Annotated in this window: 12 protein-coding genes and 1 pseudogene; 2 read left to right on the top strand and 11 right to left on the bottom strand. The window is 71.2% G+C overall.

The features are described from left to right. Positions 1 to 70: 70 nt before the first annotated feature. The 5 genes and pseudogenes from MMA15_RS22960 to MMA15_RS22935 all read right to left on the bottom strand — a co-directional run bounded on the left by MMA15_RS22960 (position 71) and on the right by MMA15_RS22935 (position 14,908). Positions 71 to 1,276 (bottom strand): glycosyltransferase, encoded by a 1,206-nt coding sequence (locus MMA15_RS22960; RefSeq protein WP_241061989.1) that lies wholly within the window; start codon positions 1,274 to 1,276, stop codon positions 71 to 73. Next, positions 1,273 to 2,160, bottom strand: a complete 888-nt coding sequence (locus MMA15_RS22955; protein ID WP_241061988.1) for an alpha/beta fold hydrolase — start codon at positions 2,158 to 2,160, stop codon at positions 1,273 to 1,275. Before MMA15_RS22955 ends, MMA15_RS22960 begins: the two co-directional genes overlap by 4 nt. A gap of 6 nt (positions 2,161 to 2,166) precedes the next feature. Further along, positions 2,167 to 2,421 carry an acyl carrier protein gene (locus MMA15_RS22950; protein WP_241063385.1) on the bottom strand — a complete coding sequence of 85 codons (255 nt, stop codon included), beginning with the start codon at positions 2,419 to 2,421 and terminating at the stop codon, positions 2,167 to 2,169. 85 nt (positions 2,422 to 2,506) lie between these two features. After that, positions 2,507 to 7,457: pseudogene (locus MMA15_RS22940) on the bottom strand (type I polyketide synthase). Then, positions 7,451 to 14,908, bottom strand: a complete 7,458-nt coding sequence (locus MMA15_RS22935) for a type I polyketide synthase (RefSeq protein WP_241061987.1) — start codon at positions 14,906 to 14,908, stop codon at positions 7,451 to 7,453. Before MMA15_RS22935 ends, MMA15_RS22940 begins: the two are co-directional and overlap by 7 nt. 1,816 nt (positions 14,909 to 16,724) lie before the next feature. On the opposite strand from MMA15_RS22935, the gene MMA15_RS22930 reads away from it, so the two are divergent. Continuing rightward, a complete protein-coding gene (locus tag MMA15_RS22930) occupies positions 16,725 to 16,973 on the top strand; it encodes a hypothetical protein (protein ID WP_241061986.1) in 249 nt (82 codons plus the stop codon). Between the two features lie 226 nt (positions 16,974 to 17,199). On the opposite strand, the gene MMA15_RS22925 is transcribed toward MMA15_RS22930, so the two are convergent. From MMA15_RS22925 to MMA15_RS22900, 6 genes are all read right to left on the bottom strand, one after another. Beyond that, the gene (locus MMA15_RS22925; RefSeq protein ID WP_241061985.1) at positions 17,200 to 18,282 is read right to left on the bottom strand and encodes a SpoIIE family protein phosphatase; all 1,083 of its coding nucleotides are present in this window, start codon (positions 18,280 to 18,282) and stop codon (positions 17,200 to 17,202) included. A gap of 15 nt (positions 18,283 to 18,297) precedes the next feature. Next, complete coding sequence (gene kaiC / locus MMA15_RS22920; protein WP_241061984.1) at positions 18,298 to 19,803, bottom strand: circadian clock protein KaiC; 1,506 nt, start codon at positions 19,801 to 19,803, stop codon at positions 18,298 to 18,300. Next, positions 19,796 to 20,143: a circadian clock KaiB family protein gene (locus MMA15_RS22915; RefSeq protein ID WP_241061983.1), complete on the bottom strand. Its 348-nt coding sequence runs from the start codon at positions 20,141 to 20,143 to the stop codon at positions 19,796 to 19,798. Before MMA15_RS22915 ends, kaiC begins: the two co-directional genes overlap by 8 nt. A 345-nt stretch (positions 20,144 to 20,488) precedes the next feature. After that, positions 20,489 to 20,977 (bottom strand): hypothetical protein, encoded by a 489-nt coding sequence (locus MMA15_RS22910; protein ID WP_241061982.1) that lies wholly within the window; start codon positions 20,975 to 20,977, stop codon positions 20,489 to 20,491. A gap of 21 nt (positions 20,978 to 20,998) precedes the next feature. Beyond that, positions 20,999 to 21,529, bottom strand: coding sequence for a GNAT family N-acetyltransferase (locus MMA15_RS22905; RefSeq protein ID WP_241061981.1), 531 nt, complete (start codon positions 21,527 to 21,529; stop codon positions 20,999 to 21,001). Next, complete coding sequence (locus MMA15_RS22900; protein ID WP_241061980.1) at positions 21,526 to 22,896, bottom strand: NsdA family TPR-like regulatory protein; 1,371 nt, start codon at positions 22,894 to 22,896, stop codon at positions 21,526 to 21,528. Before MMA15_RS22900 ends, MMA15_RS22905 begins: the two co-directional genes overlap by 4 nt. A 143-nt stretch (positions 22,897 to 23,039) precedes the next feature. Here MMA15_RS22900 and MMA15_RS22895 point away from each other — a divergent pair, with 143 nt between their 5' ends. Beyond that, on the top strand, positions 23,040 to 23,723 hold the full coding sequence (locus MMA15_RS22895) for a hypothetical protein (RefSeq protein WP_241061979.1): 684 nt from the start codon (positions 23,040 to 23,042) through the stop codon (positions 23,721 to 23,723). Positions 23,724 to 23,781: the final 58 nt, after the last annotated feature.

Here is a 23,781-nt window from a genome sequence, read left to right as displayed (position 1 = left end):
TGGGTTCCGGGAGCCGTCGTCATGTGAGTTCCTACACGCTGGTCGCTGGTCGGTCGCCGTCGGACGGAGGTCAGCCTGCTGCCTGGTAGTTCGCCGGCTGCGCGGCGATACGGCCGAGGTGGTCGGCGGCGGCCGGGGCGCCTCCTGCGTCGCGGAGGGAGCGGCCGATCTCCTCGGCCGCGGCCCGGTGGCCACGCGCCGGATCGAGCACCGCTTCGACCGCGGCGCCCAGCCGGGCCGCGTCGACCCGGTTGAAGCGGACCCGCACTCCCGCGCCCGCGTCGACGACCTGGCCGGAGACGATCGGCTGGTCGTCGCGGATCGGCGCCAGGACGAGCGGAAGGCCGTGCCACAGCGATTCGCACACGGTGTTGTGGCCGCCGTGGCAGACGACGGCGTCGATGTGGCCGAGCAGTTCGAGCTGCGGCACGTATTCGCGCACCAACAGCCCGCACTCCTCGCGTAGTTGGGCGGTGCGCTGCTCGTCGAGCAGTCCGCCGGGGTCGACGACCACGCCCTGCACGCTCTCGCGCATCGTCTCCAGCGCGGCGACCGCCTCCCCGAGGAAGCGCCCGCCCGCGTCCACGTTGGCCGTGCCCAGCGTCACCAGCACCTTGCGGCGGTTCGGGTCCAACTCCTCGTAGGGGAAGGCGCATTGGGAGGTACGGGGGGCGATCGCGGGCCCCACGAGATGCACGCCGTCCCAGGGCAGCGGGTCGGGCCCGAGCAGGGCGCGTCCGGTGAAGGCGATGATGCCGTGCGGTGAGAAGCGTGGGTCGTCGCTGCGTCGTACGTCGCCGAAGCGCTCCCGCAGCGAGGCGAAGATGCCCTTCAGCCAGGCGTCGACCTTCGGCATCGACGAGAGCGGATCGGTGAGTTCGGCGGAGGTCGTCACCGATGTGACGTAGGGGATGCCGTGCCGCTCGGCGACGAGCGCACCGGCGACCGCGTGCTGGTCGGCGACAACCACATCGGGCCCGAAGTCGCGGATCGCGGTGTCGACCCCGGGCGCCATCAGTGCCGCCAGAGGTGCGAAGAACTCCTCCCACAGGAAGCGGAACGCGGCGGGCCCGATCAGTTCCGGCGGCCTGCGCAGCCCGGCGTCGGGCATCTGCGTCTCGTGGACCTCGGCGCCGTCTCCGGCCAGGCGCCGGATCTGGTCGCCGTACCCGGCCCAGGCCACGCGGTGGCCCCGGCGGTCGAGTTCGGCGGCGACCCCCAGCAGCGGGTTGGTGTGCCCGACCAGCGGGGGGACGACGAAGAGGAAGCGAGTCATCGCAGGGCCTCTGCCAGTTCGTGCCCGGACAGGTGCTGCTGCCCTGCCGATGCGGACCGTGCCGGGGCCGTGCGCTGTGCCGGTACGTGCCCCGGCACATGGTGGTCGCGTATCCACTCCAGCAGCAGGTCGCGAGTCTCCTTGGTGCGCTCCACCAGTACGGAGTGGCCCTGGTCGGGGAGCACGACGGTGCGGCATCGCTCCCACACCTTCTCGAACAGGGGGACTTGGGCGACCAGCCCCGACTCCTCACCGAAGACCGCCAGCACGGGGCAGGTGATCGCCGACAGATCGTCGTCGATGATCCGTCCGCTCCACACCTCGTCGCCCAGCGTGGTGGAGTTGAGGATCTTGCACGCGATCCGCGAGAGGCGGGCGGTCTGCGCGCCGCGGTTCTCCTTGATCCAGTCGATGACCTCCTCGTGGACCAACTGCTCCTTGGCGAGGGCCAGTCCCTCGGCCATGTGCCGGGTCCACCGCTGCACCGGGGGCTCGGCCTCGATCAGGGTGAGCGTCGCGATGCGTTCCGGATACCAGGCGGCCGCGCCCGCGGCGACCGTCCCTCCGAAGGAGTTGCCCACCACGTGGACCCGCCGCCGCTCGCCGAGCGCGTCGAGCAGCGCCACCATGTCGTCGACGAAGCACTCCACCTGATAGCCCGTCGAGGGCCGTTCGCTGCGGCCGTGCCCGCGCAGGTCGTACATGATCACGTCGATGCCCGCTGCCGCGAAGGCGGGACCGAGCGTGAAGTAGTAGCTGGCCAGGCTGTCGGTCAGCAGCCCGTGCACGAACACCACGACGGGCGGCTCCCCTTGCTGCCCCTCCAGCTTCGCCGCGGGCAGGCGCTGCACATGCGTGGTGATGTCCCCGGTACGGATCTTCATCCGGTATCAGCCTGCTTCCGTGGCGCGCAGCGACGCGACGACGTAGTCCACGAGCTGCCCGACGGTGAGCGCGATGATCTCGTCGAGTTCCAGGTCGGCGACGAACTCGGCGAAGTTGACGCGGTCGCCGTAGTGCTCGCGCAGCGAGCCGGACAGCGACACGAGGTCGATGCTCTCCAGCTCCAGATCGTCGTGGAAGGTGGTCTCCATTCCGATCTCGGCCTCGTCGAAGCCGTACTCCTCGAGCAGTTCGCGCAGCATGCCGGCGATGTCCGCCAGCACGGCCGCCGGATCGGTTCCGACCTGCGCCGCGTCGTGCGGCTGCGCAGGTGCGAACCCGGTCGCGTCAGTGGTCATCTCGCACTCCTGATTCGTCGTAGCCGGCCGCCCAGGCGACCACATAGCGCCGCTCGGGCAGGCCCGGCGGATTCGATGTTTCCCGGACCCGCACCTCGTACGAGTCGCCCCCGTGGCGTACTCGGAGCCGGCCGCTTTCCGCCTCGACCACCTCGTAGTCGGACGGGCGCCCCCGCAGACCGGTGCCGCGCAGCTTCGCGACGGCCTCCTTCGCCGCCCAGAAACGTGTGAACCAGACCTCCTCGCTCCCGGAGTCCCCCGAACTGCCGGGCTCCCCCGAACTGCCGGGCTCCCCCGAACTGCCGGGCTCCGCAGGCTTCTCGGCGTCCTCTCCCATGGGCCCGCTCCCCGACAGGCCCCGCAGCAGGGCGAGTTCGTCCGGCCCGCAGGCCGCTTCGAGGGTCGCGGGCGGACGGGCGGTGATCTCCTCCACGTCGATGCCGCAGGGGCCGCGCCGTGCGATGGCGACGCCGCACTCGCCCCGGTGCGCTATGGAGACCGTCAAGTCCCCCACGGTGCGCCCGTGCACGCCCCGTACGAAGGGCCTGCCCTCGTCGTCGTTGTGCACGGAGATCTCCGCCGGATAGACGTCTCCCTCGCCCTCGGACCACAGCAGCCCGCGCACGGCGTCCTTGGCGGCGATGCGCCCGAGCAGGAACTGCCTTCTGCGTACGGGCGGCAGGGCCGCGTACCCCTCGCGCTCCGCGGCGCCGAGCATGTTGCGCATGATCAGCTCACGCGTCGCCAGGTCGGGCCAGCGCTCGTGCACCTGCGACCAGCCCTCGGGCCGCTGGGCGGAGAGCGTGTTGGCGCCGGGGAAGCGGTCGACGGCGCGGATGCCGGGATCGGTGTCGAAGCGCCGGTCGGTCCAGCCGTTCAACTCGGCCCATACGCGGCCCTCGTGGAGGAGCTGCATGTCGGCGGTGAGCGTGCTGTCGGTGACGCCGGTGATGCGGATCGAACACGTCAGACGCTCGCCTACGCCGGGCTCCGGGCCGTGGAAGCGTATGCGGTCGATGCTCACCGGGAAGACCGTGGTGCGTTCGGTGAGCGTCGCCATGATCCAGTAGCCCAGTAGCTGGCCGACGTTGTCCAGCAGCGAGCCGGGCGCCTCCGGGGCGGTGAGCACCCCGCGGACGTGCCGCTCGCCGATGGCCGTCAGTTCGCTCACGCCCTGGAAGCGCGGGCCGTGGAACATCCAGCGCTCCGTGTAGAGCTGCTCGGCGCGCATCCTCGGGCGACGTTCGGCGGAGGGGTCCACCGGCCATGGCGCGGGCCGGGCGTCCCCCCGGACGGAGTCCGGGGAAGCTTCGTACCCCGGGGCGAGTACGACGACCGCGCGGGAGGAGCCCGTCAGCTCCACCTCCACCTCGCCGGGCGCGAGGCGGCGTACCGCGACCGGCACATCGCGGGCGGGCACGGCCTCGATCCACTTCAGCAGCCGCACCTCGCGCAGCCCGACCGCGCGCATCCCGGGCACGGCCCGCTCGGCGATCTCCATGATGTGCTTGACCACCGTGGTGGCGGGCACGATCGGCCAGCGGTCGGCGACCTCGGGCCAGCCCGGACGCTGCCGGAAGAAGCAGTGGTCGAGCAGGTACGGCATCTCCTCGACGCCGACGCGCAGCACCGACGGCACCGAAGGCGCGGCGGGCGGCGGCCACTCGTTGCGCGGCACCACCGGAGGCGCGCCGATCGGCTGCGGGCCGACGGGCGGATGGGCGTCGTCGGCGGGGCGCCGCGGCCTGGGCACATGGCGTATGGGCCGTACGGGACGCGCACATCGGCGGGCACCGGCGTCGAGCACGTCGGCCGCGGCGGAGGCCGTGTCGCCGAGGAGCGCGGCGAGTTCGGCGGCCAACTGGTCGCGGGCGCTCACCTGGTCGAGCCGGGCGACGGAGGCGGCGGGTGCCGACTCGGCGGGCGTGGCCGGGGCCGACGGGTTCGCCGGCTGGGCCGGATCGGACATGCCCTGCCCCGAGGTTCCCGACGGGGCGGCACCGGAGAGGCTGCCGCGTATCCGCTCGGGCAGCGACACCAGGGCGCCGTTGAGGTCGAGGCGCATTCCGGGCCGTGCCGTGGACGTACGCCGGGACGCCGGGGTACGTGCCCCGCCGGCGGCCGGTGCTCCGGTGTCCAGCAGCGGCCGTACATCGGGTTCGGCGCCCTCCACCCACAGCGCGGTGACGACGCGGCGTAGCTGGGCGATGCCGTCCCGGGTGCCCGCGTGCGCGGAGACGACGAGACGGTCGCACCCGGCGAGGGTGTCGTCGATGAGGGAGCCGAGCTGCCCGGCGCCGAGCTGGATGAACGCACGGTGGCCCGCGTCGTACATGGCCAGGATCATCTGCCGGAAGCGCACGGGCTCCAGCAGATGCCGTACGAACAACTCCCGTATCTCGTCCGGGTCCTCGGGATAGGGCGAGGCCGTGGTGGCCGACCAGACGGGGGTGGTCTGCGGATGCAGCCGGTAGGTCTCCGCGGCACCGCGGATCGGGCCGAGGTACGGGGCGAGCATCGGCGTGTGGAAGCCGGAGCGGAACGGCAGCACCTGCCCGATCACACCCCGGGACCGCATGCGCAGCACGATCGCCTCGACTGCCTCCTCGGGGCCGCAGATCATCGACTGGTTGGGGGCGTTGTCGTGGGAGAGCACCACGTCACTGCGTCCGTGAAGCTCCTCCAGCACCTGCTCGGCGGGCATGCCCAGAACGCCGAAGACGGCGCCGGGCACTCGCAGCGCGTCCGGGTCGAACTGCGCGAGGAACGCGTCGACTTCGTCGGCGGCGTGGATTCCGCCGGCCGCCATCGCCGTCCACTCCCCCACGCTGTGGCCCGCGACCGCGTCGGGTACGACGGCCAGGCCGCGCAGCGCCGCGTCGAGGATCCTGCCGAGCTGGAAGACGGCCGCGCCGTGCCGCCCCACGTCGCCGACCTCGGCGTCCTCGCCGAGGGAGAAGTCCAGCCCGAACCGCTCGGCCAGTCCTTCGACCCGCGGCTCGAACTCGGCCTCCAGACCCGGGAAGACGAACGCCGTACGGCCGCCCGCGGCGCCGAGTATCGGGCGCGGGCTGAACCACACGTCGCTGCGTCCCGGCCAGGGAAGCCCCTTGGCCACTGCCTTGCGTGCCAGCTTCAGCCTGCGGGCCGTGGGGTCGACGATGCCGAGGCGGCAGGGTGCGCTGACGGAGTCGCGCTCGTCGAGCCCGGCGGCGAGCACCGAGGCGTCGTCCTGGTCGAGCAGGTCGGCGAGCGTCTGAGGACCGTCGGCGGCGAGGCGCAGCACACGCTCCGGTTCGGCGACGGCGGCCACGGGCGCGGTCGCCGCGACAGCGTTCTCCGCCGCGGGCTCGGTCCCGGACGCGGGCTCCTTCGAGCCCTGCCGGGCGGCGGCCGTGCCGGCGCCCAGGCCCTTCGCCGTCGCGGGGGCCGCCGGGCGCATCGCCGGCTGCTCCAGTACGACATGGGCGTTGATGCCGCCGAAGCCGAAGGCGTTCACACCGGCCCTGCGGGGCTCTCCGTCCTCCGGGTCCTCCCAGGGGCGTGCCTCGGCGAGCGGCGCGAAACGCGTACGGGCGAGCGCCGGATGCGGGTCGTCGCAGTGCAGCGTCGGTGGCAGCACTCCGTGGTGGACGGCGAGCGCCGCCTTGATGAGCCCGGCGACACCGGCGGCCGGCATCGTGTGACCGATCATCGACTTGACGGAGCCGATGACGGCACGGCCCGCCCCGTCGCCGTTCGCGGAGCCCTTCCCGGGGTGCTGCCCCGGGCGGTTCCGCTGGCCGTCCCCGGCGCCGAACACCTCTGCCAGCGTGGTCAGTTCGGCCTCGTCGCCCGCGGGCGTGGCGGTGCCGTGCGCCTCCAGCAGGCCGATGGCGCCGGGAGCGAGCGGGTCGAGACCGGCGGCCTCCCACGCCTGCCGCACCGCACGCACCTGACCCCCGGGGTCCGGGTTGAACAGGCTGGCGGAGCGGCCGTCGCTGGCCACGCCGGTGCCGCGCACGACGGCGTAGACGCGGTCGCCGTCGCGTTCGGCGTCCTCCAGCCGCTTGAGCACCACGACCCCGGTGCCCTCACCGATGAGGACGCCGTCCGCGCCGCGGTGCAGCGGGCGTATCCGCTCGCTGCGCGAGAGCGCCCCGAGCTGGCTGAAGACCGACCACAGGGTGATGTCGTGGCAGTGGTGGACGCCCCCGGCGAGCATGATGTCGCAGCGTCCCGCGTCGAGTTCGCGTACGGCGTGGTCGACGGCCACGAGCGACGAGGCGCACGCGGCGTCGACGGTGTAGGCGGGGCCGCGCAGGTCGAGCCGGTTGGCGATCCGCGAGGCCGCGAGGTTCGGCACGAGTCCGATCGCCGACTCCGGTGCCTCGGGCCCGAGTTGCTCCGCGAACGCCGAACGCACCTCCTCCAGCCTGTCCTCGCCGAGCTCGGGTACGAGTTCGCGGAGCGTGCGCACGACCTGGTTGCTGGTGCGCACCCGCTGGTCGAGCCGTACCAGGCCAGGGGTGAGATAGCCGCCCCTGCCCAGTACGACCCCTGCCCGCTGCCGGTCGCCCGGCAGCACTCCCTCCCCGCCCGCGTCCTCGATGGAGCGGTGTGCCACATCGAGGGCGATGAGCTGGTCGGGCTCGGTCCCGGGAACCGAGTTGGGCATGATGCCGAACCGCATCAGGTCGAACTCGGCGGTGTCGTCGATGAATCCGCCGCGCCGGCAGTACACGCGGTCTGCGCGCCGTGGTCCTCCCCGGACTCCGTCCGGGGGACCCCCAGGCCGCGTAGAACTCCCCGTCCCAGCGGCCCTCGGGCACCTCGGTGATCGCGTCGACGCCGCCGACGATGTTCTTCCAGTAGCGGTCCAGATCGCCGGCGCCCGGGAAGAGAGCGGCCATGCCGACGATCGCGACCGGTGTGCGGGGGCTGTTCACCGCCGTCACCATCCCGATGCAGCGGCTACGACCGCGTGCACCGTCGGCGCTCCCCAGGCGAGTTCGCGCAGCAGGCTCAGCGGACCCTCCTCGGGGTCGATGAGCTTGATGCCGCGGGCCGCGTAGGAGCGCATCAGCTCCGGGGTGACCATGCCGCCGCCGGTGCCGCCCTGTGCGGCGGGGGCCCAGGGGCCCCAGTGGACGGTCAGGCCGCGGCGGTCCTCCGTGGACCAGCGCCTGCCCAGCTCCTCCAGGGCGTCGTTGGCGGCCGCGTAGTCGGCCTGCCCCCTGTTGCCCAGCGCGCCCGCGATGCTGCCGAACAGCACGGCGAAGCGCGGCGATTCGGGCAGCGCGCCCAGCGCGTCGAGCAGTACGCGTGCGCCGTCGGCCTTGGTGGAGAAGACCCGGCGGAAGGACTCCGGCGACTTCTCCGCGATCAGCTTGTCCTCGATGACGCCTGCCGCGTAGACGACTCCGTCGAGCCTGCCGTGCTCGGCGTGGATCTCCTTCACCGCGGCCCGTACGGCCTCCTCGTCGAGGGCGTCGACGGAGCGGTAGTGGGCGTGGCTGCCCGACTCCCGGAGGGCGGCGAGGGTTTCGCGTACCTCCCGTTCGGCGAGCACGGCGGCGACCGCCCGCTCGATCTCGGCGGGCGAGGTCATGCCCGAGCCGATGAAGGCGGCACGCAGCTCGTCACGTCCGGCAGCGGAGGCCGTCGCCGGGTCCTCGGACTGCGGGGGCACGGGGGTGCGGCCCAGCAGTTCGATACGGCAGCGGCTCGCGGCGGCGACCGTACGGGCGAAGCGTGCGGTGATGCCGCGGGCGCCGCCGACCAGCAGCAGGACCGCGTCACGGTCGAGCCCGGCGGCGGCGGCCTCGGCGACGCCGTCGCCCGCGGGTCCGGCGCCGGTGGCGGCGACCGCGCCCAGGTCGGTGGGCGTGAGCTTCAGCGCGCGGCGGCGTCCGCCGTCGGCGAGTACGACGGACTCGCCTTCCGTGGCGCCGAGTTCGGCGACGAGCAGACCGGCGACGGTCTCGGGGTCGTCGTCGGCGCCCACCTCGACGAGGGTCGCGACGGTCTCCTCGTACTCGCGGGAGACGCTGCGGAAGAAGCCCCGCAGGCCGGACGCGGCGCCTTGGGCGCGGCGGTCGGCGGCGAGCAGGCGCTTCGGCGCCGCGGCGAGAACGCCCTGGTAGAGGGGGAAGTTGTCGGGGAGCGTGGTGTCGGGCGACTCCAGGGCGTGCAGATCGATGACGATCTCGCCCAACTGCTCGGGGAGGCGCTGCCCGTCGGGCACGGTCTGCGGCAGGGCGCCCGCCTCCCGCAGCCGTTCGGCGACGAGGGTGCCCAGGGCGCCGCCGCCGAGTACGGTGACGGCGGTGCCTTCCGGCAGGGAGGGCGCGGGCAGTGCGGGCAGTTCGGTCTCGGTGAACTCCAGCCGCTGCGGGGCCACTACGAGGGGTTCGCCGTCGGGGGTCACGAGGGCGGTGCCTTCGGGGGCGGCGGACGGGGCTGCGGGTGCCGTGTCGGGGGCCGCGGGCGCCGGGGCGGGCGGGGCGCCGGGCTCCTTGCCGGGTGCGGCTCCGCCGAGGCGGTCGACGAGGAGTTCGGCTATGCCGGAAGCCGTGCGGGCGGAACTCAGCTCCTCCACATCGGCGTCGGCGCCGACGGGCAGACCCAGCCGCACCGCCAACTCACCGGCGATCTCAGCCCTCTTGATCGAATCCACACTCAGATCCGCCTCCAGATCCAAGCCCGGCTCGATCATCTCCACCGGATAACCCGTACGCTCCGCCACCACCGACAACACCGACTCCAACACCGACTCGACCGACAACACAGCCGAACCAGCACCAGCAGAAGCAGAGTCGGCAGAAGCCGCAACAGAAGCGGAAGCCGCGGAGGGATCGGCGGACGCCGAGGAGCCGAGCGCCGAGACGAGGAGTTCGGCGATACCGGCGGCGGTGCGGGCGGAACTCAGCTCCTCCACATCGGCGTCGGCGCCGACGGGCAGACCCAGCCGCACCGCCAACTCACCGGCGATCTCAGCCCTCTTGATCGAATCCACACTCAGATCCGCCTCCAGATCCAAGCCCGGCTCGATCATCTCCACCGGATAACCCGTACGCTCCGCCACCACCGACAACACCGACTCCAACACCGACTCGACCGACAACACAGCCGAACCAGCACCAGCAGAAGCAGAGTCGGCAGAAGCCGCAACAGAAGCGGAAGCCGCGGAGGGATCGGCGAAGGCCGGAACGGAAGCGGAAGCAGCAGCAGGCGCGGCAGCGGCGGACGCCTGAGCGGCGGCGCCCGTCCCCGCCGCGGCGGAGCGCGCGGAAGGCAGGCCGATGTCGGTGGGGAGGGCGGACGGCAGCGCCGGCGAACCGGCGGCGGAAGCGGGGGGAAGTTCGGCGGCTCCCAGATAGCGCAGCAGCACGTCTCGCTGTGCGGTGACCATCTCCCTGCTGGTGCGCAGGAATTCGGCGATGAGAGCGTCCGGACCGGACAGCGCGGGGCCGTCCTGGGTGGGGGGTTCCGGCACGATCAGCTCCGTGACTGGGCGTGGGGGACGAAGGGCGTTGGGCGGGATGGAACCGTCGGCGAGACGGATGAGCTGACCGTCCACGGTCCAGCCGGCGGGCTTGCCGGGGGTGGCGCTCTCCGGATCGACGGCGTCCCGCCCCTGGTAGAGCTTTCCGGTACGCACGTCTGCGCCGGCGACGGCGAGTTGTGCGACACCGGCGAGAAAACCGTACAGTCCCCCGCGCCTGGCGTCCTCAAGTGTGACCGTACTGTGTGGGCGATCTCCGAGGATCGCGGAGACGAGCCTCGTGAGGACCTTCCCGGGGCCCACTTCAGTGAAGACGCGTGCTCCGGCGGCGTACATGGACTCGATCTGCTCCGCGAAGCGGACCGGCGACCCGATCTGCCCGGCGAGACCTGCGCGCACCGCATGGGGGTCGGTGTCGTAGGGCTCGGCCGTGCTGTTGGCCCAGACGGGAAGCCGGGGGGCGTGTACGTCCATGGACTGGAGCGTCCGTGCGAAGTCGTCCGCGGCGCCTGCCACCAGGGGGCTGTGGAAGGCGCACGCCACCTGGAGCGGCTTCGCCGACAGACCCGCGTCCCGGAGACGGCCGACTGCCTTGGTGACGGCCTCCGTCGGCCCCGAGATCACGGTCTGCTTAGGGGAGTTGCGGTTGGCGGTGACGACTTCGCCGTCCAGGCCGGCGAGCGCCAGCACCTCGTCGACCTTCTCGGGCAGCGCGGTGACGGCGGCCATGGCACCGGCGTCGCCGTCGTCGGGTATCTGCGCGAGTATCGCCTCCGCGCGGGCGGCGCTCGCGGTGAGCACGTCCGCGGGTGAGAGGGCTCCGGCCACGCCGAGGGCGACGAGTTCGCCGTAGCTGTGCCCGGCCGCCATGGCGGGACGGATGCCGAGGGAGGCGAGCAGGTCCGCCGCGGCGAGTTCGACGATGCCGAGGGCGGGCTGGGCGACGGCGGTGTCGGTGATGCGGGCGAGCTGTGCGTCGGCGGTGGCCTTGTCGTACGCGGTCGGCGGATACAGCGCGTCCGCCCAGCGCCTGCCGAGCTGGAGATGGCGCTGGAGTTCGGGGAAGGCGACGAAGAGGTCGGCGAGCATGCCGGGCCGCTGGCTGCCCTGCCCGGGGAAGAGGAAGGCGATGGCGCCGTCCGTGGCAGCGCGTTCACCGCCGCCGGCGCCTCCCGCCGCGTAGATGCCCGCAGCCGGGTCGTGTACGCCGTCGGCTGCGCGGCGCAGCAGGCCCGGGAGTTCCTCGACGCTCTGTGCGAGGAGCGCGATGCGCACGGGCTCGCCGCGTACGGCGGCGGAGTCGCTGACGCGGGCGGCGCCCCGTGCGTAGTCCCGCAGCCGCCAGCCACCGCCGCGGCCTTGGGACTTGCGCTGTCCGTCCTGCTCGGTCTTCTCCAGCAGTCGCCGTACGGCGCGCTGCGCGGAAGCGTCGTCCCGGCCGCGGAAGGTGAACAGCTCGACGGGCCACTCGTCGCTGGAGTGCACGCAGGGCGCCTGGTCGTAGGCGCGCAGCACGGCGTGGAAGTTGGTGCCGCCGAAGCCGAATGCGCTTACACCCGCGACACGTTCGGCCGGCTCGGCGGCCCACGGCCTGGCCGCCGAGTGGAAGAAGAACGGGCTGCTGTCCTTGTCCCAGGCGGCGTTGGGCTGCTCGATGTGCAGCGTCGGCGGCTTGACGCCGTGGTAGAGCGCGAGCGTCGTCTTGATGAGCCCGGCGAGGCCCGCGGCGCACTTGGTGTGCCCTATCTGCGACTTCACCGATCCGATGGCGCAGCTTCCGGGGGCCGCTCCCGCCTCGGTGAACACCTCGGTGAGCGTGGCCAGTTCAGTACGGTCGCCGACGACGGTGCCCGTGCCGTGCGCCTCGATCAGCCCGATCTGGGCCGGTGAGACGCCCGCGTTGCGGTAGGCGCGGGTGAGCGCGGCGCGCTGGCCCTCGGGGCGGGGCGCGGTCAGGCCGAGGGCCCGCCCGTCGCTGGCGCTGCCGACGCCGTCGATCACCGCGTAGACCCTGTCGCCGTCACGTTCGGCGTCGGCGAGGCGCTTGAGCACCACGCAGCCGACGCCCTCGCCGAGGGCGATTCCGTCGGCGTCGCCGTCGAACGTCGAGGAGCGGCCGGTCGGCGACAGGGCGTGCACGGAGGAGAACAGCAGATAGTCGTTGATGCCGTTGTGCAGGTCGGCGCCGCCGCACAGCACCAGATCGCTGGTGCCGGTGACGAGTTCCTTGCAGGCGACGTCGACGGCGGTCAGCGAGGAGGCGCAGGCCGCGTCCACGGTGTAGTTGGCGCCGCCGAGGTTGAGGCGGTTGGCGATGCGCCCGGCGATGACGTTGGCGAGCACGCCGGGGAAGGAGTCCTCCGTGAGACGCGGAAGCTGCTCGTCGAGGGCGTCGGGCAGCTCTCCGCCGAGATACGACGGCAGTACGGTTCGCAGCACGCTGGCGTTGGACAGATCACTGCCCGCCTCGGCGCCGAAGACCACTGACGTACGGGCGTGGCCGCCGGTGCGCCCCTCGTAGCCCGCGTCGGCCAGTGCGCGTCTTGCGGCCTCCAGCGCGAGGAGCTGTACGGGCTCGATGCTGGCCAGCGATGCCGGCGGGATGCCGAAGGCCAGCGGGTCGAAGGGGATTTCGGGCAGGAAGCCGCCCCAGCGGGACGGGGTGCGCTCGCCCTCGCCGTCGGGCGCGTAGTACAGCTCCGTGTCCCAGCGCTCCTCCGGCACCTCGGTGACGCAGTCCTTGCCGGCGAGGACGTTGGCCCAGAACGCGGCGAGGTCCTCGGCGCCGGGGAACATGCCCGCCATGCCGACGATCGCGATGCGCAGTGGCTCGGCCGCGCCCTCCTCCTCGTCCGATCCGCCGTGGGCGAGGCCGAGTTCGCCGCGCAGCCGCCGGGCGCGCTCCCGCAGCCGTGCGGCGGCACGCTCGCCGACGGAGTCGTGGAGGGCTTCGACGGTCGTGACGTCGCGGCGCAGCACACAGACCTCTCCGGCCATGAACATGCCCTCGGCGCCCTGGCGTTGCTCGTCCACGCCGCGCAGCTCCGGGCCCACGCGTTCGATGCCCTTGCTGGCGACGCGCAGCCTGCCGACGTTGAACTTCTCAAGCTGCTCCCACACCTCACGCTCGGGCACCCCGGCCTCTCGCAACTGCTGCTTGAGGGAGGCGAAGTCGGAGGTGAAGGCGCTGTGCGCGCATCGGGTGGCGTGTCCTGGTGCGGTCTCCAGCAGATCGGTGCGTTCTGCGGCCACGACCTGCTGCTGGAAGCGGGGAAGGATGGCCCCTGCGGCTACGGCCTCTTGGGTGAAGAGGTAGGCGGTGCCCATCAGTACGCCGGTGGCGACCCCGGCACGGGTGAGCGGTGCGGCCAGGGCGGCGACCATGGAGGCGGAGCGTTCGTCGTGCACGCCGCCGGCGAAGAGGACGGTGATCTCACCGGCGGCGCCGGGTCTCTCCCTGCCCGCCCCCGGATGTCCCACGAACTCCAGCAGGATCTCGGCCTGCGCCTCCCACAGCGGGAAGCTGTTGCGCGGCCCGACGTGGCCGCCGCACTCGGCGCCCTCGAAGATGAACTTGCGGGCGCCGGCGGCGAGGAACTGCCGCAGCAGCCCCGGCGACGGCACGTGCAGGAAGGTGGAGATCCCTTCCGCCTCCAGCGCCGCGGCCTGCGCGGGACGGCCGCCCGCGATGATCGCGTGCGTGGGCCGGATCTGCCGTACGACCTCCAGTTGTGCCGCCCGTATCTCCTCGTCGGCGAAGCCGAGGACTCCCACGCCCCAAGGGGCGTCTCCCAGCGCGGACTTGGTCTCCTCCAGCATCGTCCTGGTCTGGGCGGGCCCTGCGAGGGCCAGAGCGAGGAAGGGCAGCGCACCGCCCGCGGCGACGGCGGCGGCGAACTCCGCCTGGTCGCTTACGCGTGTCATGGGGCCCTGGGCCACGGGCAGCCGGGTGCCGAGCGCGACGGCCCCGGGGGCGCCGGGGCCCAGCGCGGTGGCGGCGTCGTCGTCCTCGACGGCGGCGGCCACGGCGTCCCTCATGCCCCTGATCACCTCGGAGACGGTGCTCCAGCGGCGCGCGAACGAGGCGGCGAGGAAGGCGTCCTGTCCGACGGGGAGGAACTGGGTGCGCAGATCGTCGCCGCCGATGCGGGATGCGAACTCCGCGGCGTCCTCGGGCAGTTCGGGTACGCCCGGCCCGCGCCTGCGCAGCACGCGCATGCCGTGGTGGACGACGGTCTCGGAGCCGTCGAGCCCGGCGAGGGCGTCGGCGGTCTCCAACGGCAGCCCGGCCTCGTCCAGCAGCGCGAGCTGGGTGTCGAGCACGACGCCCTCGGCTCCGCCGACGACGGCCGCGGCGGCGGTGTGCGGGCCGATGCCTCCGCAGGCCCATACGGGGATGTCGTGCGGCAGCCCGCCGGGCAGTTCGCTGCCGCGGTCCGCGAGCACCCGCTGAAGCAGGACGAACGTGCTCAACTCACCGGTGCGTCCGCCGCTTTCGGTTCCCCTGACGATCAGCCCCTGCGCCCCCGCGGCGGCGGCACGGCGCGCCTCGTCCAGCCCCGTGGCCTCGACGAGGACGCGCCGGCCGCCGAACTCCTCCGGCGTCCTTGAGGGATCGGCCAGCAGCACGGTCCCCACGGACGCGGGAAGATCGGCGTCGGTGACGGGGCAGCCGGGGCGGATGCGGACGCCGAACGGGCGCGCCGTCCAGCGTTCCGTGCACTCGAGATGCCCGGCGGCCTCGCGCGACGCGCCGTCGCCGACGGGCAGTTCCAGCACCCCGAGTGCGCCCGCGGCGCACGCGGCGGCGGTCAGCCGTGGTGACGGGCGGTGCACGGGGTTGATCGCGATGACCGGATTCGATCGCGAGGACACGTCGGACGCGTCCGTATCCAGCATCCTCATGGGTTCTCCCGACTGCACGATCGACTTCCGTGAGCTGACCATGCGTAGTAGACGGGACGGTTTTTATGCGGTCAACCAGCGGCTGTCCGCCTGCTCGTCACTCTCCGTCAACTACCGAAGAGGCGTATGCGAACGGGCATTTCGCCCTCCGCGGTACAGCGAGCCGGGCCTTGACACACACGTCACAAAGACGAAACGCAATGGTCTATTACGTTTGTCATGGCCATGTAACCGTCCGCTTATGTGCCTCACAGGGACTGTGCGGCAGATCACAGCATTGAAGCGGGCATTTCCGGAACCGTTCGGCGGCCTGTACGGACCACGCCGGCGGCAGGAGGTCGGCCCTGCCCGTGGCCCGGCACCGGTGACGCCGCGGCGGCTTCCGGTTGTCCCGCGATTGTGCACCAGATTCCGGCCTCGTCGGCCGTCGTTGAGCAAACACGCGCTCCGGTGCGCACATCCGGGACCCGCGCCCCGTCACCCGCTGTGGACAGCGGCGCCGACGGGCCCGGCGAGGGAGGCGACGAATGGGACGGCCGCGACGCTCGCGCACGACTCCGTGAACGTGCGCCCGGCGGCCGGCGCGAGCGCGGCGGCGGACGGGCCCGGCTCTGTGCGTCTGCTCGATCTCACCCTCGGACAAGGGCAGTTGGCGGTCACGGTGCCTCCTCGGCGACGGTCCCCGGTGGGGGTCGGAAACGTCTACGCGCGGAGAAAGTACGCCTTGATACTCGTGAGTCACAAGAGACGGACACACAATGGCAAGTACCTGCCACGGATTCGTGTGTACAGGCGAGCACCAGATGCGAATTCAACCGCTTGACGGGGTCGAAGCATACGTTTTCGGCCGTCGATGCGGCATCCGGCCACGCTTCCCGGCTGGTTCGATCCTCAACCACCCACTGTTTTCCGCCTCTTCGTACGCGGGGCTCGACAGCGGGGCGGTACGGCGCTAGGCGGGGGCGGCGCGGGGCGCCCGGGAGGTCCGTGATGGCCAGGGTGGCCGAAGCGGGACGGGGATGTGTGATGCGGGAGGCGTGCACTCCTTCAGTGAGCGCGCGAACGAGCCCCGGCAGAAACAAGGTCCTGCCTCGTCCGCGCACGTTGAAGGAGCACCACATGCACACGATCGACCGCAACTCCCCCGTACGCGACAGGCGTTCCCGGTGGCTGACGGCAGCGATGACGGTGGCCGCCATCGCCTCCGGCGGCATCGCCGCCGCAGTCCCCGCTGCCGCAGCGGAAGCGCCGACCGCCGCCGCCAAGGCTGACGCGTCGGCAAAGGCTCCGCTCAACTGCCCCTCGGCAGGGTGCCATCGAGCCGTCAAGGGGAAAACGTGCTCGGTCGTCCGTACTCCGTGGCACTCGACGGACGCGGTCACGCACTCGTCGCTGACGGCGGCGAAGGACCTCGGCCAGATGGATGAGATCGCTCTTGCAGGGTCCTCGAAGGCATTCGTCGCGGGCAACACCAGCCACAACCTGTGGGAGGTCGACCTCGACTCCGGGGACAAGCATCCGGTAGCCACAGGAATGGGTTACCCGATCGGAGTGGCGCGCGACGGGCGCGGCAGCATCTACGTCACCGACCTGGACAAGAAGATGCTGTGGCGCGTCAAGGACTTGAGCGAACGGGAATCCCGCCCCGGGCCCGACGACGCCTCCGCCGAGTGGCGATGCGAAGGTCGACCCCAAGCCGGTCCCCAACATCTCGACGACGGCGGGCGGGAACGCCACGCCGCGGATCAACGTCACGAACACCGGCGACAAGCGCATCGACAAGCAGGACATCACCCTCAAGTTGGGCCCCGAGGGCGTGAAATGGGGCTACAACGTCGTCTACCAGGACCGCGACGGCAACCTCGTCAAGACGCCCTGCCATGTCGTCGACGGCGACTCCGGAACCTCGGTGTGCCCGGACGTCCCCCTCGACCTCGACCCTGGCCAGAGCACCGAACTGCGCACCGAGGTCGGCACGGACAAGTCCCTCAAGCCCGGTGACATGCCGTCCATCACCTGGCAGATCGGCGACAAGAGCGCGAAGACCGACTGGCTCATGAAGTAGCCCTGCCCTCCTCACATCTGGGCCCCAACAGCCCCCTCCCGAGCGCCAGATCCCCCGCCGAACACCGTCGTACGGTCGCGGAAGAGCCATCGAGCCCGACCCCCGGGCCCCGGCCCGACAAGTTCCGGCCGGGGACCGGGCGCCGTCTCCCCGAGGACGGAACGGCAGCCTCGCTGCGAACGACGGCGCGTCGTCGGGCGGTTGGGTGCCCAGAACTACGCGGCTCTCAGAAGCTCGACCCATCGGGGTGACGAGTTCGGTCCGTGGCGCGATCGTGGTGGGGCGCATCGGGCATGCGCAGGGCGAGGAGGGCGATGTCGTCGTGGCCGTTGCCGGGGTGCTGGTCGGCGAGGGTCCGGCACAGTTCGTCCAGCGGCAGGTGGGTGCTGCGTTCGGCGATCGCGGCGAGGGAGGCCAGGCCCACGTCGAGGGACTCGCCGGGCCGTTCGATGAGCCCGTCGGTGAAGAAGACCACGGTGGCGCCTTCGGGCAGGGAACGGGTGCTGGCGAAGCGGGGCCGGCCTGGCTCGACGCCAAGCGGCAGGCCGGGCTCGGTATGCAGGAACTCGGCCGCGCCGACGGGGGTGAGCAGCAGAGGCGGGAGATGGCCTGCGCTGCTCCACCGCAGGCGCCAGCCGTCGCTGCCCGGCTCGATGCAGGCCACGCATGCGGTGGTGACGGGGCTCTCGTTGATCGCGTGCAGCGTTCGGTCGAGTGTGGCCAGCACCGAGCCGGGTGCGGCGGGCTGTTCGTAGAGCAAGGCGCGCAGCATGTTGCGGATCTGGGCCATCGCGGCGGCGGCTTGCAGGCTGTGCCCGGCGACGTCGCCGATGACGGCACCGACGGCGCCGCCGGGCAGCGGCAGGGCGTCGTACCAGTCACCGCCCAACTGCTCGGCGGCGGGCCGGTATACGACGGCCGCCTGGAGGGGCGCCAAGTCCGGCAGCGTCGGCAGCAGCAGCCGCTGGAAGGCGAGCCATCGGGACGTGACGTCCCGCAGGGATACGACACGCAGCGCAGCACCGTTCGCGGTGGTCGCGCTGACGCGCATCTCGACAACTCTTACGCCGCCTCCGGGCTGCGTCAGCTCCACGTCTGTCGACTGGCCGGCCACGATCGGGAAGCCGAACGGGGCGTCCAGCAGATCATGGGCGGGGCGGCCGAAGAGCTCCATGGCGGCTGGGTTGCACAGTCGGACGATCCCCTGACCGTCCACGGCGATGACGCCGTCAGCGGACGCGGAGATGACCAGGTCGATGAGGTCGCCTCCCAGCCCCCTGGCCCCGGCTCCGGGGTCGTCTCTCGTCATGAGGAGGTGCGCCGCTCAGATGTCATCACCGATGACGCCCGGCCCCGGTGGCGCGTCCAAGCCGACGGCTTCCATTTCATCGAGGGTGGTTACCGGGGCGCCGACATGCATGCCGCCGGAGTCGATGGTGACCTGGCGCACGGCCTCGTCGTGGGCAGAGCCGCGGTTTTGCACGACGGCTACGGTGCGCTTGATCATCCCGGCCGCCTGGAAGTACCGCAGTGCGATGGTGACGTCGGTGAGGCTGGCCAGTTCGCGCGCGATCGAAGGTGTCTGCACTGGTGTGAAGCGGCTGACGGGCGCGGAGGTGAACAGCGTGGTGATGCGGTGCTCGCGGACGACCGCGCCCAGTGCGATCACCAGGTCCAGCAGCGCCCTCGGTGTAGCGATGCGTTCCAGTGCGGACAGGGTGTCGATGACCAGGCGCTCGGGCTGGAAATCCATCACGGCCCGCCTGATCCGGATGAAGTAGTCCTCCAAGGAGGCCACTTCCGGGTAGTCGCACACCACCTCCAGCTGGCCGCGTTTCTCCATGGCCTCCAGGTCGATTCCCCAGCCGGAGGCGTTGCGCCTCATCTGCTCGCGGGTCTCGTCGAAGGTGAATCCCAAGCAGCGCTCCCCTGCTGTGACACCGGCCTCCAGGAACTTCAGACTGGTCAGCGTCTTGCCGGACCCGGAGGGCCCCGACAGCAGCACGACAGCGTCCCGGTAGAACCCGCCGCCGCACATCCGATCCAGTCCGGAATTGCCGGAGGACACGCGGGTACTGGAGGCCGGCGCGGACGGCATACCGAGGAAAGCGAGGGGGATGACGACGAACCCTTCGCGCGGGTCGATGGTGAACAGCCATTCCCCCGTGCGGTGCGGGGCACCCCGGAGCTTGACGATCTCGACCGTCCGGCGCCGACGCTCCTGAAACAGCACGTTGCGCAGGACGATCACGTTGTCGACGACGAACTCCTCGACTCTGTACCGGGATACGCCGTCGTACTCACTGTTCCGCTCGGCTGTGATGATCGAGGTGACCCCTAGCGAGTTCAGCGAGGAAGCGACCCTGTAGCTCTCCCGGCGGACGATCCCGGTGTCGGTGAACCGGGCGAACACAGCCCCCAGCGAGTCCAGTACCACACGGGAGGCGTCGATCCGCCGGACAGCGTGCTCGATGCGGGACGTCAGCGCGCCGAAATCGTAGGCTCCGACGACGGCGGCTTCCTCGTCCTTGCTTTCGGCGGCGTCGACGAACACCCACTTCCCCTCGGCTTCCCACTGCTCGATCGGAAAGCCCAGCGAGGTGAAGTTGCGCCGGATCGCCTCCGGTGGCTCCTCGAAAGTGACGAACACCCCTGTCTGACCGTTCCTCGCGATCCCGCGGGCGAGGAACTCCCCCGCGAAGATCGTCTTACCGCTGCCGGTCGTGCCGGTGACCAGGGTCGGCCTGCCTGCCGGCAGCCCGCCGATCGCCACCTGGTCGAACCCGTTGATCCCAGTGGGAACCCGTTCGATCGCGTCGCCGTCAGTCATCGCCGGCCTCCTTCCCCATCCGGGCGTCCTTCGGCTCATCCGGCAGGCCCAGCGCGGACGCGACCCTCGGCGGATCGGACAGGTCCCCGATCACCCGCACCTGCGGCAGCGGCAGCAGCCTGACCACAGTCGGCGTGGCCAGAATCCGCTGCTCCTCTGCCAGCCCGGGCCGCGCCACCACATCCACCACTTCCACCTCGTAGCCGTCCGGCAGCCGCGCCCCGGCCAAGGCACGCAGATTCGACTCGGCGGCGCTGGACCGCTCCGACTGCCCAGCCACGTACAGGCAGAACGCGTAACCCGCTGTCACCTGTCCGACCTCCCCGATCGCCCGGAACACGCAGGCGTCCCCGCCCGGTCACCACCACCCACAACACGGCCCCGCCCCGACCGGGCTCCAGTGACGTCCATCCAGGCACCTGCCCTTCCAGTCCGGGTAGCCCTCGGGAGCTCACCAGAAAGACACATCGCGCAACCCGACGCAGGCGCGCCAGCGCCTGCCGAGCCTCCCAGTTCCCCTCCCGTCCTTCGACATGACGGAGGCGCCACGAGAACCGACCGCAGGCGGGCAGCACTGCCTCACAACGTCACACCGCGTGCCGCCGGGCGCGAGCCGGGGGGCCGAACGGGTTCAGCAGGTCCCTGACGCCGCGGCACTCGTCGGTGTGCGGGCCGTCGCCAAGACTCAGCGCCCCCGTTCAGCCCCATCCGGCCACACCACGTCGACGGGAAGGCCCGCGGCGCGTGCCATGGCCACCACGTCGGCCGTACCGCCTCCCTTGCCCGACGGCGGCTGCCCGTCCCAGACCGCCATGAGCCGGTCGGCGCGCTCCAACAGCACGGCGTCGGCGGCCTCGTAAGCCTGCCTGTTCGCGGTCTCGTGCGGCATCACCAGCACCTCACGCGCGGCGGCGTGAAGCCGGTCGAACGTCGGCGCGTGATCCGGCTTCACCTTCGCCTGCCGGTAGTCCGCACTCGGTACCACTACGACGAGTCGGCCGCCCACCGCGAGCACCGCCTCGGCGAACAGCGAGTCCGAACCCCTGGCGATGCACGAAACCCCGGTCAACTGCGCGGGGTCGTAGCCCGCCAGGCGCTTCTCAAGCTCGGCCCGCACGGCGGGCCCGGCCGCATGGGAGAGGTCCATGTGCCCGGTCACGGCGATGGTGGTCACTCGCTGTTCTCCCTTGGCCGGTCATGTCAGCGGGAGGTTCGCCAGCATCACGGCGAACAACGGGGAATCGGGGAACGGTTGGCGTTCGCCCACCTTGCGGTAGCCCCACGATTCGTACAGGGCCTGCACTTTCGGATGCGTGACATCGACCAGCAGAACAGCGAGATCGGCGTCCTGGGCGTCCATCAACTCCCGGTGCAGTCGTTCGGCTGCACCTGTCTTCCGCCACTTCTCGCGCACCATCAACTCGGAGAAGGCGAATGTCCGCGTCTTCTTCGGCTCCGACGTCAGGTGCTCTCGCCACCACTCCCGCCCCGACTCGGCCGGTGCGCCGTACGCGAAGCCTGCGGGCCGGTCGTCGCTGTCGTAGGCGATGACACATGAGAACCCGGGGCGACCGCCCCAGTGATCAACGAACCAGGGGAACTTCTGGTTGAATTCGTCGTCCATTTCCGCCGCGTAGACCTCGTTGTGTACGCCGATCAGCGTCTGCCGGATCTGCGGCAGATCCTCGCGGGCGAAGTGGCGCAGCTCCAACACGCTGGCAGTCATTGCTTGCGGCTCCATTCGGATCGATAGCGGTCGATCCAGTCTCGTGTGGCCGAGGCCTTCGGCGCAGTTGCGATCAAGTCACGCTGAAAGTCGCCAAGCAGCGATCGCATCCGACCGGGAATTGAGTCGCCTTCCATGAGGGCGAAGACGTCACCTGCGGTTTCGCACGCTTGCTCCACATCTCGCTGATGAACCTGTGTCAGCGCAAGTTGCACTGTCGCGAGGGCACGGTTGCGGCGGAACTGCCGTGGAATGGCGGCCAGTGCCTGGTGCGAGGCCGCCTCCGCGTGTACTGGATCGCCGAGACGGTCGTGCACGATCGCGCTGATCGCCAGCAGTTCAGCCCGTCCGTAAAAGGCAATCCAACTTGGTCGTGGGGCGCCTTTCACGGCCTTGTTCAACGCTTCCTTGGCATGCCCGAGAGAAAGCAAGGCGGCTTGCCGCTCCTCGCAGTTGGCGTGTCCGATGGCCGTCCGAGCGTGCGCAAGCGAGGCGAACAGCGGGTCCCGGCGTGCGACCGCTGTTGCCTGCGCCGCCCGGCCGGAGTCAACTGCCTCGGTGTGACGCTGTTGTTGGCGAGCGAGCATCGCGAAGACATTCCACACGTCCAGTTCAGCGATCGAGTCACGAGCCAACCTCGCCATGTACAAGGCCCTGTTCAGATGTTCCCTCGCGCGTTCCAACTGCCTTGCGTCTACCGCCGACCAGGCTGCCGCCGTCGTGTACTCGGCCGCGACGCTGAACAAGCGCTTACGGATGCGCTGTGAGGCCGCCTTGTGCTGTTTCTCCATAGCGCTAGACGCTCCCTTGAGCGCGGCCCGTTCCAGCGCTTCGTGCCCTCCCTTGGACGCGTCTAAGACAGTCAGGTCGTCCAGCCCGGCACGGAGCCGCATCACGTCCGTAGTGCCCACGGCGAAGGGCCGCGCAGCAACCAGCGGCGTGGCAGCGGCTGTTGCGCCGGTCGTCGCCGTGATGAAAGAGCGACGGTGCACAGGGTCCTCCTGCTGTGCCGGGGATGCTGGAGCGCGGCACCGCGGGACGAATCCCAGGTCCGTCGCGGGGCATCCCGTGACGGACTGTAGCGCCGCACGTTGGGCGGCCTGCGGCCACTGGTTCTCGCCGGAGAGCCACCGGAACACGGTGCGCTCGGAGGTCTTCCCGTCCCGTCCGGTGAGTTCTCGTAATGCGTCGTTGACCAGGTCGGACAGCCCCTGTGCTGTGACTTCGTGTTCGCTCATCCAGGCGGCCAGTGCTCGATTGCGGGTGCGCGCCATGTGCTCACCGTAAGGCGATACAACCAATACGGAAAGTAAAGAAGTAATCAACTCGTCATGGTGTGTGAACACAGGGTGTGCGCGCTTCGCCATTCCGGAGCGCATACGCCACTGCGTTGAGTGGTGGACACAAGTTCCGAACCGCTCGGAGGCTCCCCGTGAACGCACAACTCCACCCGCTCCGTGAACCGGCCGCCGGGACAGATGCCGGATTGCCGGATACGGAAGAACCCCGCATGCCCAACCCGCCGACCCCGAATCCCGCAGCCGCCAAGCCACTTCGCCGCCCGACCGTGGTGCCCTTCATCGCGCGTTGGAGCGCAGAGGATCAAGCACCGCGTCCCCAGGTCGTCGAACGCAAAGGCCGCATCGCCTTCGTGCACGAACGCCGCTACGACCGCGACGCCCACGGCGTCCTGTGGGACCGCGTCCCCTTCCAACCCGGCAAAGGCGTACCGCAGTTCGGCCGCCTCCACCCGCTTCGGCAGCGCAACGCCATGGAGTTGCTGCTCTGCCACGTCTGCGGCGACCCCGCCGACCGCGACCCCGACGGCGTCCTCTGGCTCCTCGCCGAAGCACTCGATCCCGCCGCCGGCCCGGGACCCGGCGGCATCGTCACCGAACACCCGCCCGTCTGCCTGCCGTGCGCGCACATCGCCGTACGCGAATGCCCGCGGCTGCGGGCCGGGTTCACCGCCGTACGAGTGCGCGCAGTCGAACAGGCAGGCGTCTGCGGCGCGTTGTACCGCCCGGGCTCCCCGCGCCCCGTCCCCGTCGACGCCGTCTCCGTCACCTTCGACAACCCCGCCATCGGCTGGGTCCGCGCGGGCAAACTCCTCCTCCGCCTCACCGACTACCGGCTCGTCGATCTCGGCCATAAGGAGACCCGTCCGTCCAAGCCCTTGTCTAAACCGATTTAAACGGGGCAGGGTGCGAGCCTTCCCAACCGGCGCCCACAGACGAGGACTTGCCGCAGCC

It is taken from the genome of Streptomyces marispadix (assembly GCF_022524345.1).
GTDB classification, from domain to species: domain Bacteria; phylum Actinomycetota; class Actinomycetes; order Streptomycetales; family Streptomycetaceae; genus Streptomyces; species Streptomyces marispadix.
This window is presented reverse-complemented; position numbering and strand designations above follow the sequence as displayed.